Here is a 13,463-nt window from a genome sequence, read left to right on the forward strand (position 1 = left end):
ATTAAAAAACGCTTATTTTGAACGCTTCTGTAGCCAATCACCGATTGTTGGATATGTTTCTTTTACTGCTTTTGGACCAAATACAACCGAAACGTGTCCTGTTTGAAGAAGCTTGTATTCTTTATCTTTGCTCGAAACAGCATCCATTAGCGCAGCCACTTGATGCGGCATTGCAATGTGGTCTCGGCTTGCAGCGATATTAAGAATATTAGCTTTAATATTCTTTAGATCAACCTTTTGTCCACGAATTTCTAACTCGCCTTTAATGAGCTTATTTTGCTGATAAAAATCTCGAATCCATTGACGATATGCTTCGCCAGGAAATGGAATGCCATCTGCTACCCACTTTTGCATAAGCTTCCAGCTTTCAACAAAACGCTGGTTTTCTGAACGGTCAACTAGCGTGACGTAAGGACCATAGAAATTCGTAATTGGTTTTAGCATTTTATTACCAAAATCAATCATTTCAGGTGGAATATTACCTAGCGTGTCAACAGCTTTATCTAAGTTAAAGTAGCGTTCATCTAGAAATGCGCCGTATAAACCAGTGTCTGAAAAATCAAACGGGCTTGTCATAAAGATCAAGTTTTTAATTGGTAATTCATCATGTAATGCTGCAAACGCTGCTGTCATCGTACCGCCCATACAATAACCTAACACAGATAAATTAGGTGCTTTTGAATGGCGCAGCACTTTTTTTGCAGCGCGCGGAATGTAATCCATAATATAGTCATCCAATTTCATGCCGCTATCTTCTACGCCAGGTGTACCCCAGTCTAACAGATACACATCAAAGCCACGCTCTAATAAATATTCCACTAGGCTATTGCCAGGTGTTAAGTCAAGAATATATGGCTTATTAATAAGAGCATATACAAGTAAAATTGGCGTTTTGTGCAATCTTTCTTGAGTTGGGGTGTAACGATACAGCTTCGCTTTATTCTTTTTCCAAATTACTTCCTTTGGCGTTAACCCTACTTCTGGCTCTGCTTCCGTTGTGACAATTTCATAAGCACGCTTAAAGCGTCGAGCTGAGCTTTTATATTCGCTAGGCATTGATTTGATTAACTTTTCCCATTCTTGGATATATGGAGTTGCCATGAAAACATCCACCTTTCTTTTTAATCATGAACGAAAAAGCACAGCCCCGACAAAACGTCAGGGCTACTTTTATATGAAATAACAATTACATGTATAAGCCACCGTTAATGTTTAGTTGTTGACCTGTAATATAAGCTCCGTCTTTAACTAAGTACACAACGCCACGTGCAATTTCGTTTACTTGACCAAAGCGGCGCTTTGGAATTTTCGCAACGATATTAGCACGTACTTCTTCTGGAATTGCCATTACCATTTCAGTTTCAATAAAGCCAGGGCAAATAGCGTTAACCGTTACGTTTGTTTTTGCTAACTCAAGTGCCAGCGACTTTGTAAAGCCTACCATACCAGCTTTTGCAGCTGCGTAGTTTGTTTGTCCAAATCCACCTGCTTGACCGATAATAGATGAAATGTTGATGATGCGGCCTGCTTCTGCTTCTACTAAGTCACCTAAAGCAGCAGAAGTTGTGTTATACACACTATGTAAATTAACATCGATTACTTTCTTCCAATCTTCTTCTCCAAGCTTTTTGAAAGAACGGTCGCGCGTAATACCAGCGTTATTTACTAAGATATCAAGCTGGCCAAACGCTGCTTTTGTTTCTTCAACAAGGTGTTTAGCTTGATCTGCATATGATACGTCTGCTTGAATAGCAATTGCTGAACCGCCATTTTCTCTAATTTCATTGACAATAGCTTCTGCAGATTCTTTACTACTGTTATAGTTTACAGCTACCTTAACACCTTGTGATGCTAATTCACGTGTAATAGCCGCTCCAATTCCTTTAGATCCACCTGTTACGATTGCTACTTTACCTTGTAATTCTGTCATCAAAAATTCCCCCTGGTCTCATCAATTGTAATTGTTCTACATAAACAGTAGTATGATGTGTTTACTTGTCCCCTTGTCTTACTTTTGAGCCTGTTGCTCACTTTGTTTCTCTGCTTTTACTTGGTCTAAAAGCTCTGCTTTTAGCTGTTCACCTTGCTCTTTAATTTGTTCTTGAATTAACTCTTGAAGCACAGTTTGCGTGTCTTGCTGCTCTTCAAGCAGTGATAATACCTTATCTAGCTTTTTGTCTAATGACTTCACATCTGACTTCAGCTTAGTTACTTCACGCTTGAAAGCTGGGCTATCTTGCTTGTCTTCAAGATCATCGAAACGATCTTCTAACGCCTCTACTTTTTCTTCTACGTTAATGACAAGTGTAGCTACGTTTGCTACGTCTTCTTTTGTTGGAATGTTTACTTGTTGGAAATAGCGCCCTGTTACTTCGTTAATAGCTTGTTGATACTGAAGGTTCATGTTCAGAACGTTTCCCATCATTTGAGAGAACTCTTCTCTGTTCATGTTGTCTCCAATCACTTTTCCCCAGTAAGATTCAGTTTTGTCATATACGTCTTTCCATGCTTGAAACGGATCTAACATCTTTTGCTGTTCCAATTTTCCATCTCCTTTCCACGTAATTAAAAGTGATGGCTTTCAATATGTTCATGGCGAAAACGCCTGTGTACATATTAGGAAGCACGAAGTAAACGCAATCATTATCATCAATAAGAACGCTTACTATTGTTTGATTTGTTTTCTACTTGCGCCAACAAAATGTAAAAGTGTTAAAAATATCTTACGTATACTATTATAGAGTTGTTTGATATGATAAACAATTCCCAATCTTTGATGATTTTTGAAAAGTTTTGACAGAAATTGTCGAAACTCTTGGTTTTTTTGTCGTTTTCTAAAAAAAACCAAGGGAATGATTGACTTTTATCTCACCTAGGTGTAAATTACACATATAGAGACAAATTACCAAAAAGGGGTGATTAACTTGAGTACAAGTAAAGAAGATAACGCCTCTGCTTCAAACTCCGCTAATCTTGAAAAATCCATTAGTGGTGCACCAAAAAACTTTATGGTTCCTTTTTTATTACTGAGCCTTCGGGGTTGGAATTTACATGGTTATAAGCTAATTCAGCAGCTGATGAGTTTCGGCTTTACATCAGTCGATCAAGGGAACGTATATCGTACCTTAAGACAGCTTGAAAAAGATAATCTCATTACTTCACAGTGGGATACATCTGCTGAAGGGCCAGCTCGACGTATCTATTCGTTAACGGAAGCTGGCGAGCAATACTTAACGATGTGGGCTTCATCATTAGAGCAATATCAAAATATGCTGGATTCATTCTTTTCTATGTATACTGACATGTTTTTCCCATTCAGCTCAAGTACAAAAAAAGATGAGAATCAAAAGTAATTTTACATGTACAAAAGGAGTCACGTAGTTTGACGCTACGTTTCCTTATATAAAAATAACGGCTATTTCGCGAGCTAGCTGAAATGTTAAGCCTTACATCTACGACAAACATCTCTAACGTTTCATAAATCTATTCTGTTCGCAAGCCAATCAACCGAGGAGGAATTTGATTATGGCAACAGTAAAGTATGAAACAGTAATCGATGCAATGTGGGATCAATGGACAAAAGGACTAGAAAACATCGCTGAAGGAAATAAACAAGTTGAGCTATGGACGTTAAAAACTTTAGAGCAACAACAAGAGTTTGTGTCAAAAGCCGTTGAACAACTTCAAGAAGTTGATAAGCAATGGAAGGCTGAGCTTGAAAATCTTCAGCAAAGAACAGTTGAAAACTTACGCAGAACTGCAGGCAATGCAGTGGCAGACTCATACGAAGAGTGGACAAATCGTATGAGTGAAGCATTAAGCAAGCTACAATCATTATCTGTAAACCAAAGCAAAACTGGTTATACAATGGTGAAACAAGCTCAAGAGCAATACCACCAAGTTATTACACAGCTACTAGAAGAGCAAAAGAAAACGCGTGAAGAGCTTCAACAAGTATCTGATGCATACGTAGAGCAAGTAAAATCTCTACAAAAGTCATTTGCTCAATCAGTTGACCAATATGCAGTTGTAAAATAAAACAAAAAGCCTAACTTCTTCTGAAGTTGGGCTTTTTTTAATCTCCTTCAAACCATTACCAGTATGCTAATAAACCAAGAGTACATACTACGATTACAACGATGATTATTCGTTGAACTTTAACAAAAGGAGAGAATGAAACCATGGCTAAATCAAATAAATTGTTAGTTCCTGGCGTTGGACAATTTTTAGATCAATACAAAGCAGAAATTGCTCAAGAATTTGGAGTAACGTTAGGTTCTGATACGGTTGCTCGTAGCAACGGATCAGTTGGTGGCGAAATTACAAAACGTCTAGTACAACAAGCTCAAGCTCATTTAAGCGGGCAACACAAATAATTTTAACAACTTCATAATATGGCTAAAAGCAGGTGTTTTAGGCACCTGCTTTTCTAATGCAAAAAAACTGAAACAAAACGCAATGTTTTTTTCCAAAAGACCAATTATCACTTTTCTAAAGTAATCAGGTTTTTATGACCAGTTCGTTCCATTGCGCTCCAAAAATTCGCTTTCCATGGGAAGGATTCTGAGCCTCTTCGCTACGAGAGGCCTCAGTCTTTCCTCTGTTTTCCCCGGAAGTTATGTGTCTTACGCTGCACTTCACTAATCGTCTAAAATGAATTTCCTAATTAGAAAAAAATCCGAACTATAAAAGAGTCGTTAACTCCCAATAGTTCGGATTGATTATGACCTGAAACACTTATGTCTCAGCCTATTTTATTATTGATGATCTACTTTTTTCAACGCATCCTGTGCATCATCTGAACCTTCAATTTCACTCTGGTTTTTACCCTTGGATAAGAACCAACCGCCAACAGCAATTGCAATCAGTACGATCCAGAAGAAAAGCTTCCATCCTTTTGATTCTGGGAAATGCTCATCAATAATTGCTAATTCAGGGTGAGCAAGCGTATAGACTGCTAATTTGACCCCTACCCAACCAACAATTAAGAAAGCAGCTGTTTCTAAGCCTGGTCGTTGATTTAATAATTTCACAAACCACGTTGCTGCAAAACGCATAATGATTAATCCAATTAATCCACCTGCAAAAATAACGGCGAACTGTCCACCATCTAATCCACCAATTTTAGGTAGTGGCGTATTAGGAAGCGTGACGGCTAGAGCAACCGCTGCAAGAATTGAATCAACTGCAAACGCAATGTCTGCTAACTCTACTTTTAAAACAGTCATCCAAAAACCTGAACCCTTTTTTTCCTTTGTAACTGTTTCATCATGTTTTGACTTTTTCAAATAGCGTTTTACGAGATGATTTATTGCAATAAACAATAAGTACACTGCTCCGATTGCCTGCACTTGCCAAACATCTACTAAGAATGAGATCGCAAATAGTGAACCAAAGCGGAAAATAAATGCTCCCGCTAACCCGTAAAACAATGCTTTTTTACGCTGCTCTTCCGGTAAGTGCTTTACCATAATCGCCATTACAAGCGCATTATCAGCAGCTAAAATTCCTTCTAAGGCGATGAGAACAAGCAGCACCCACCCATATTCTAATAACAATGATGCATCCATAAACATTCTCCTCTCTTTTCTCTCTCTTACTAATCTTTTTCCCTAATTCGGCAAAGAAAACACAAAAAGACCTTTGCCAAATATGGCAAAGGTCTTGCTAAGCATAAATAAATTCGTTATGCCAACAAAGCCGATGGATACAATCCATGGAATGACGACTTTGTTTCAGGTTTCCCTGACGCTACTCCCCTTTACTCCTTAGATGAAGTAAGTGTATTAAGTTATTATCATAATACGTAACTTTTTCCAACTTGTCAATGAAAAACAGTTATTTATTTCTTTACATTCAGTATACGTGCTAACTTGTGTAAAAATGTCTCAATATGAATAGGTTTGGTAATATACTCTTCAATCCCCATACTTACTGCTTTTTCAACATCACCCTGTAGGGCATTAGCGGTAACTGCGATCACAGGTATGTCTTTTAACTGATCTTGGCTTTTGATTGCTTTTACTACTTCTTCACCTGATATATCTGGTAAGTTCATATCAAGTAAAATTACCTTTGGATGTATCGTTTGGATAGCTTCAATTCCTTGACGTCCATTTTTTGCAATAAATAGCTCAACGTTGTTATAAGGAGCTAGTACTGACTGCATGAGTTCAATATTCTCATCGTAATCTTCGATATACAGCACGCTAGCCTTCTCTATGGAAGCTATGCTTTGTAACACTGACTTCTCTTTTATTGAAGGGCTCTTGTCAGAAGCTTTTACAACGGGAAATTGAACCCAAAACGTACTACCTATTCCTTCTACACTTTCTACTCCATATGTTCCGTCCATAATTAGCACCAGTTGTTTAACTAGTGATAAGCCGATACCTGTTCCGTCAATCATAACAGATTTGGAGCGATAAAAAGGTTTGAAAATATCTTGAATTTCTGATGATGAAATGCCGATGCCTTCATCTTCTACATAAATCGTTACAACATGCTCATCAGACTTGAAAGCCAATTTAATACTCCCATAAGGCTTAGAATAGCGAACTGCGTTAGTGAGCAAATTAAGCAGGATTTGCTGTAAGCGCAGATTATCTCCATACACGTATACATCTGGCTGCTGTTGTAAAAGCGTCAGGTTCATATTATGCTCTAAGGCAATAGGATGCATTGTTTTATAAGCTTCTTCTAACACCTGCTGAACAGATAGAGACTCCATATTTAATGAAACGTGCCCACCTTCAATTTTAGACAGGTCCATTGTTTCATTAATTAAATTTAACAAATGCTGACTTGCCCTCATAATTTTTTGAACATGCCCTGTTTGTATAGGAGGCAATTCCTGATCACCTAAAATTTGCGTATAGCCCATAATACTATTGAGGGGTGTTCTTAGCTCATGACTCACTTTTGACAAAAATTCGGTTTTAGTTTGGTTAGCTTTTTCTGCTTCTTCTTTTGCAATTGTTAACCGCTTATTTATTTGCAACAGTTCTACTTCTTGCTGTCGCTGCTTAGTAATATCTTTAAATGTTACTACAACGCCCTCATGGTATTCATTTTCAGACAAACGCTGCGCATTAATTGAAAGCCAAATAAGCTTATGCGGTGTCACCCATATTCCCATTACAACGTTTTCAACTGCCTTTCCAGTTTTTAAACATCGTACAGATGGAATATCCTCTTTTTGAAAGATTTCACCATTTGGGTGAATCATTCTCCATGCTAAATTCATTGTGTTTATTTGATAAAATTCATCATAACTCATCCCTAAGATACTTGCTGCATGTTCATTCGCCGCAACAATATCTCCCTCACAATTATGAAACACAACTCCTTCTGTCATAGTGGAAAGCACGGATCTATACATAGCTTCACTTCTTTCAAGCTGTACTTGTGCACGATGCAAATTGGTAATATCAATCATGTTACCAATTATTTCAACAACTTGATCGCCCTTTATAACGGGTGTGAGTGTTTCATAATACGGGATCCCTCTGAAAAATCCTTCATATGATAGTGCCTGGCCATTCCATACTTTTTCATATAGGTTATGCTTTTCTTGTAGCTGTTTTCCCTCTAAAAACATGTCTATTGCTTTGCCTACCATCTCATCAGTATCCAAGCCGAATCCCTTTTTCAATTTTCCTTCAGACATGGTATATAGAAACTTACCATTTACTTTTTTTAGCTTAAAAATGACCCCATCATGCTGGTTCATTGTTAATGCTAATTCACTTTGTAAAGTACACAATGCTTCTTGAGCGACTTTTCTTTCTGTAATATCTTTTAAAATCACATATATACCGTGGCTTTCACCGTTTACGATAATGGGCATTTGAGTAACTTCTACATAAATATTTTCTCCATTTTGCTTAATCAACGTTGCGTCATAATGAACAGACGTTCCATCGAGCGATTGTTGAAAAAAGTGTTGAATTCGCTCTGCATCATCAGGTGGAAAAAGCATCAGAAAAGGTAAGTGTTCCATTTCATGCATAGCATACCCAGTGACGTCTTTTCCCTTTGTGTTCATTACGTTAATAAATCCATTAACACTAATAGAGCATACGATATCTGGATTATAGTTAAATAGTGAACGGTACGATGCTTCTTTTATCATATTTGTGTGCGACTCAGCATGTTTTTTATAAGCTGCAATTAACAAAAATAAAATAAGAATTGTAAGGGTAACACTTGCCACCAACCCGGCAAACGGTTCTTGGTATGGCAAAAACTGCCCCCATCGCCTAATAATAAACGTACCTTCCTTTAATGAATAACCCGCTAAGTGAATGTAATGCATAGCTGCAAGTCCACAGCCCGTAACGATTGAGCTCATTACCTTCATCATTTGGTTTTGTTCCAACGTTTTCACATAAAACCAAGCATGAACAATATACGCACCTAGCACAAATGAAATAGTGGCACTGAGCAAGCTGGCCCATGGTTGAACTTGAAGTGCTATGTTGCTTTTTAATGAAAAAAGAAGTATATAGTGCGTCATCAAAAGTGTTATGCCGATTAATATACCTGAAATGATGGACATTTTTTTTATCATGTATAACCAAGAGGATAATAAGCTTCCTAGAAAGGCTACTAATAATGAAGCAATCAACATCCACATATTAATTTGAAACGTGATAGGCGTATAGTAAGAGAGTAAGCCAATAACTTGTACCGCCCACACACCTAACCCAAAGGACAAAGCTGACATCAATACCCATTTTTTTTGAGGACGCGGTGAGCTACTGCTTCTCTCAATTAAATCTAAGGCTGTATAGGCAGATAAAATGCCTACTACTATTGCCAGGAAAACGGTAAATAAATTGTAATTACCTTCCAGAGTCATTCTCTCCTCTCTCATAAGCAAGACGTAAAAACAGACGAACCGTTTCAAAGGCTCGCCTGCTGTTACGTGCAAGTGTATTTAATTCAACTGTTAATTGACCATTAGATCATGGAGCTGCTTTTGCACTTCTTGAATTTTCAATTTCGAGATATGAGCATATTCATCAAAATTCAAAAAGTAGACTAGGTACGTTTCATTTCTAGGAGTAATATGAGAGACCTTTTCCAGATTAACAATATAAGATCGATGCGTTTGGCTAAAAACGTTTGGATCTAAATACATATAAATATCACTGATGTTTTCATATGTTTCATATGTTCTCAACTGTGTGAATATTAAACATTTCTTTCCTGATTTTTCAATAAAAACAATCTCGTTAATTGGTATATAGTAAGTAGATCCGTTAAATTTAACAGGTAATCGCTTTGCTCTTGATTTAGTTGAATTGTCTTTTTCTTGTTTAGCAAGCGTTTTTTTAGCGCGCTCTAATGCTACATATAACCGTTGCTTTTCAATCGGTTTAACAATATAGTCAAGAGCAGATAATTCGAAAGCTTCAACCGCAAACTGATCATACCCTGTTATAAAGATAAAGCGTAAATCTGGTTTAATCTTCAAACATTCTTTCACAGCTTCTAATCCGCTCATGCTCGGCATATTAATATCTACCAAAATAAGCTCTGGACTTTGTACCATTACTTGCTGAATTAACTCTTCACCATCCCTGCAAGAGCCAATGACATCAAAGCCAGGTACCTGAGAAATAAAATATTCTAAGATTTCAATTGAATCTATATTATCATCTGCAATTAATACTTTCACAAACGTCGCTCCTTCTAACATTCTTTCTAATCCTTTTACATTATCTATTCCGTTAAATTAAAAACAAAAATGAACATTTATGCTAAGGAGAAAAACCTCGCTAGTTTCTCTCAAATTTAGTAAGTATTTGGATATCAAAAGTGTAGCATATAACCGTAACAACATATATATGAGAAATGAACTAATCAATTCATACACCAAGTCTATCATACTACACTTCTTCCACTTATGCATAAAGGAATGCCTAAAAACTGTATTTTTATATAGGTCTTTTTAACCATTAACAAGAGATGAAACAAAAACAAATAAGCCCACCAGAAGAATTCACTTCCGGTGAGCTATATATTTCAAACGCTTATTTCCCTTTTTTCACAATATCTTCTGCTTGTTTTGATACGAAGAAGCGACCGTTTTTATCTTGCACGACCACGCTATTCATTTCAATTTCTTTCCCATCCACAATCGCAATATTTTTGTTAACAGGAAACTCTACCGTACGCTTGTTTGATTTTACAACTAATACAGGGTTTTGTGGATCTTGTTTATTTACTGTTACGTTAGCACCTTTAAATGCTTTTGTAGCTTCAATAAACAGCTCATCTGTTAGTTTATCTAAGTCGAAATTCATTGCTTTTGCCATATGCTTAGCAAGATCAGTATTATCGTAATGCCCCACAGGACGATCTACTCCGTATGAATACAAGAACATGTCTTCACCCGTATGACCACCTGTCGTAAAGCCTAGGTTTGCACGATTTGCCAGCAGTTTAGATAATGTTACTCCAATTGCATTTTTATCTTTCGCTGCATCTAACTGTTTCTTTTCATCATCCGTTAAGTTGTCTAGACCGTATAAAGCAGCCACTTCTTCTTTGTTTGATAAGTCTTTATTTAGAGAGCCCATTGCGCCTTCTAACGTCATTTTCGCTTTTTTCAACGGGTCAATGTACGCTGAAACAGGCGTTGTATCATAGTTTTTATCTGTATTTTTACTTCCGATTGAAATACCGCTATTACCGTGATCTGATACAACAATAACCATTGTATTTTTATCTTTTTTCGCAAACTCGACTGCTTTTCCTACTGCGTTATCAAAAGCTAACACGTCGCTTACCATTCCAACAGGATCGTTTGCATGTGCCGCCCAGTCTGGCTTACTGCCTTCAACGAATAAGAAAAATCCATCCTTGTCCTTTGAAAGCGTAGTAAGTGCTTTATCCGTCATTTCTGAAATTGTCGGCTCTTGAGGCTTTGTTTGTTTACGGTCCATTTCGTAAGCAAGCGCTGAATCTGAGAATGAACCCCAAATTTTATCTGATTTTGATTTTAATAACTCATCGCGATTTTCTACAAAATCATAGCCCTTTTCGTCAATTACTTCAACTAAGTTTTCACCGTCTTTACGATTTTTACTACCTTCTCCTGTGACAAGTGATTGCTTACCACCACCGAGTACAACGTCTATGCCTTGGTACACTTGCTGCTCACCTAGTACATCAAAGTTATTACGATCGTGATGATGGGCTGAAAAACCAGCTGGCGTTGCGTGTTGAATTTCAGAAGTTGCTACAATTCCTGTTGCTTTTCCAGATAGCTTTGCTCCTTCTAGAACATTTGCTACTGGGCGGTACTTGTCTTCTTCTTTTATTTGTTCAACACCAGGTGTTGTAACAAGTGAAGGAAGCACTCCTACATATCCAGAGTTAGATTTATTACCAGTAGCCAATGCTGTTCCTGCTGGTGCTGAATCCGTAATTGCTGATTCAGCTGAATAAGCGCGAACCCCTCCAGCCATTAACTGATCCATATGTAGAGGTGCACCTTTATACCATCTTGCTAATGTTGTTGTGCTTGAGCTTGTTCCGTCCGTTACCATCATAATAACGTTTTTTGGTTTTTTCTCCTGCTCTTTTGGCCCCTTCGCTTCAGTTTCCATTAATGCATTTCCTAATCCAAAAGAACCGAGTGCTACAGCACCAGCAAGCGTTGCCCCTAATAATTTCTTTTTCATTTCATCGTGCTCCCTTCGTATCGCTCTTTTTTCTACATGCTTAAATCTAACAATTTTTTGTAAATGCACTTTTATGGCAATGTAAAGATTCGTTAAAATCGCGTAAATACCTGTTTACAAGCCCATAAACCCTACAAATGCACTAATCCTTCAGAAGAAAAGTTTCATCGCATAAAAAGGAAATACATGAACAAACTACCAATAACAGATGAGGACTGATGATAAGGAGCATACTTATGTTCAAGAGTTTATTTAAAAAGAGAAATGCTGATCAACAACCACAGAAAACGCTAAATGAAATTATTGAGCAATTTAGTAAATCCAGTGATTTTACAACGCTCGCTATTGGAGCTCAGCATAAGAAATACGTCATTACGTACTTTAAACAGCTCGTCCAGATGCAAAGCGTTGAAGATAAAATTATAAAGCCTATTCAGCTCATTGACTTTACGTTAACAAACGTCAACGAAGTCGAAAACGTATTACCGATTGAAGATATCTCTATCACTAAAGATACTCAAGAAATTTTGGAAAAAATGCTTCGAGGATACGTTATGTTTCAGCTTCATACAAACGACAGAGAAGTTGCTTTAATTAAGGTTCAAAGTTTTGATACGGGATTTCGCACAGAGAATGAAACTGAAAATGAATTTAGCGTCGTAGGTCCAAAGCTCGGATTTGTAGAAGATCTTGATGTTAATTTATATCTCATGCGAAAAACGTTGATTTCTGAGCATTTAGTGTTCAAAGAGATTACGGTCGGGCAAAAGTCCAAAACACGGGTAGTAATTGTTTACCTAGAAAACGTAACGAATCCCCAGCACGTGGATACCATGACACAGCGTTTAGAATCTCTTGACTTTGACGTGATCTTTGACAGCACCATGCTCGAACAGCTCATTTCAGATAATTCGAATACGCCCTTTCCTTTGTTTCTAACAACCGAGCGAGTAGACCGCGTATTGTTTACCTTGCTAAATGGCCAAGTTGCCTTTTTCTCAAGCGGTTCTCCTTACGCAGTGACGGGACCATCCACGCTGCTTGATTTTTTTATTTCACCTGAAGACTATTATTTACCGTGGGTGCTAGGCTCATTCTTTCGCTTAATTCGAATGTTTGGCGTATTCTTTTCTATCTTTGCAACGCCGCTATATGTTGCAGTTGTTACCTATCATTACGAAATGTTGCCAAAGGATTTACTGGGACCGATTATTTTTTCACGAACGAATGTCCCTTTCCCCCCTGTGGTAGAAGTGTTATTTTTAGAAATTACTATCGAACTGCTTAGAGAAGCGGGAGCAAGACTACCTTCTAAGGTTGGTCAAACGCTTGGGATTGTTGGGGGAATTGTTATTGGGCAAGCAACCGTTGAAGCTGCTTTAACGAGTAACGTCTTGCTCATCATTGTTTCTTTAACTGCGCTCGCATCGTTTACAACCCCAATTTTTAAAATGTCTAATACGATTCGACTTTTGCGCTTCCCTTTTGTACTGTTTGCAGCCTTGTATGGACTTGTCGGTATTATCTTTGGCTTTTGTTACCTAATTGTTCATTTACTTCGTTTACAATCCCTTGGTATGCCTTATTTGGTTCCCGTCTATCCATTTCGGACAAAAAGCCAACGTGATACGTTCCTTAGACTTCCATATAGCAAAACGGCAAAGCGCCCTGGATACTTAAGACCTTTAAGCTGGTTCCGCTACAATCCTGAAAAATCAAAAAAGAAACAAAATCTAGACCGAGAGTAACCAAGGAGGATATACAACA

Annotated in this window: 11 protein-coding genes and 1 riboswitch; of the genes, 4 read left to right on the forward strand and 7 right to left on the reverse strand. The window is 37.6% G+C overall.

Features of this window, described 5'->3' with window-relative positions; genetic code table 11:
• Positions 1-12: 12 nt before the first annotated feature.
• From EPL02_RS03885 to phaR, 3 genes are all read right to left on the reverse strand, one after another.
• Positions 13-1,101 (reverse strand): class III poly(R)-hydroxyalkanoic acid synthase subunit PhaC, encoded by a 1,089-nt coding sequence (locus EPL02_RS03885; protein WP_131887003.1) that lies wholly within the window; start codon positions 1,099-1,101, stop codon positions 13-15.
• 85 nt (positions 1,102-1,186) lie between these two features.
• Positions 1,187-1,930: a 3-oxoacyl-ACP reductase gene (locus EPL02_RS03890; RefSeq protein WP_094911646.1), complete on the reverse strand. Its 744-nt coding sequence runs from the start codon at positions 1,928-1,930 to the stop codon at positions 1,187-1,189.
• 78 nt (positions 1,931-2,008) lie between these two features.
• Complete coding sequence (gene phaR / locus EPL02_RS03895; protein WP_094911647.1) at positions 2,009-2,542, reverse strand: polyhydroxyalkanoic acid synthase subunit PhaR; 534 nt, start codon at positions 2,540-2,542, stop codon at positions 2,009-2,011.
• 382 nt (positions 2,543-2,924) lie between these two features.
• Here phaR and phaQ point away from each other — a divergent pair, with 382 nt between their 5' ends.
• The 3 genes from phaQ to EPL02_RS03910 all read left to right on the forward strand — a co-directional run bounded on the left by phaQ (position 2,925) and on the right by EPL02_RS03910 (position 4,376).
• Positions 2,925-3,353 (forward strand): poly-beta-hydroxybutyrate-responsive repressor, encoded by a 429-nt coding sequence (gene phaQ, locus EPL02_RS03900; RefSeq protein WP_131887004.1) that lies wholly within the window; start codon positions 2,925-2,927, stop codon positions 3,351-3,353.
• 172 nt (positions 3,354-3,525) lie between these two features.
• A complete protein-coding gene (gene phaP / locus EPL02_RS03905) occupies positions 3,526-4,038 on the forward strand; it encodes a polyhydroxyalkanoic acid inclusion protein PhaP (RefSeq protein WP_094911649.1) in 513 nt (170 codons plus the stop codon).
• A 143-nt stretch (positions 4,039-4,181) separates the two neighbouring features.
• A complete protein-coding gene (locus tag EPL02_RS03910; RefSeq protein ID WP_094911650.1) occupies positions 4,182-4,376 on the forward strand; it encodes an alpha/beta-type small acid-soluble spore protein in 195 nt (64 codons plus the stop codon).
• A 381-nt stretch (positions 4,377-4,757) separates the two neighbouring features.
• Here the strand turns inward: EPL02_RS03910 and EPL02_RS03915 are convergent, their stop codons facing one another.
• The 4 genes from EPL02_RS03915 to EPL02_RS03930 form a co-directional block, all read right to left on the reverse strand.
• Positions 4,758-5,570 carry a TerC family protein gene (locus EPL02_RS03915; protein ID WP_094911651.1) on the reverse strand — a complete coding sequence of 271 codons (813 nt, stop codon included), beginning with the start codon at positions 5,568-5,570 and terminating at the stop codon, positions 4,758-4,760.
• Between the two features lie 99 nt (positions 5,571-5,669).
• Positions 5,670-5,772, reverse strand: a riboswitch (yybP-ykoY riboswitch).
• A gap of 70 nt (positions 5,773-5,842) precedes the next feature.
• Positions 5,843-8,863, reverse strand: a complete 3,021-nt coding sequence (locus EPL02_RS03920) for a PAS domain S-box protein (RefSeq protein WP_165932505.1) — start codon at positions 8,861-8,863, stop codon at positions 5,843-5,845.
• A 90-nt stretch (positions 8,864-8,953) separates the two neighbouring features.
• On the reverse strand, positions 8,954-9,685 hold the full coding sequence (locus EPL02_RS03925) for a LytR/AlgR family response regulator transcription factor (RefSeq protein WP_256993351.1): 732 nt from the start codon (positions 9,683-9,685) through the stop codon (positions 8,954-8,956).
• A gap of 355 nt (positions 9,686-10,040) precedes the next feature.
• Positions 10,041-11,696, reverse strand: a complete 1,656-nt coding sequence (locus tag EPL02_RS03930; protein WP_131887006.1) for an alkaline phosphatase — start codon at positions 11,694-11,696, stop codon at positions 10,041-10,043.
• Between the two features lie 236 nt (positions 11,697-11,932).
• On the opposite strand from EPL02_RS03930, the gene EPL02_RS03935 reads away from it, so the two are divergent.
• Complete coding sequence (locus tag EPL02_RS03935; protein WP_131887007.1) at positions 11,933-13,444, forward strand: spore germination protein; 1,512 nt, start codon at positions 11,933-11,935, stop codon at positions 13,442-13,444.
• The last annotated feature ends 19 nt before the right edge of the window (positions 13,445-13,463 follow it).

Origin of the sequence: Bacillus sp. CBEL-1, assembly GCF_004348885.1 — a bacterium.
GTDB lineage: Bacteria > Bacillota > Bacilli > Bacillales > Bacillaceae_H > Priestia > Priestia aryabhattai_A.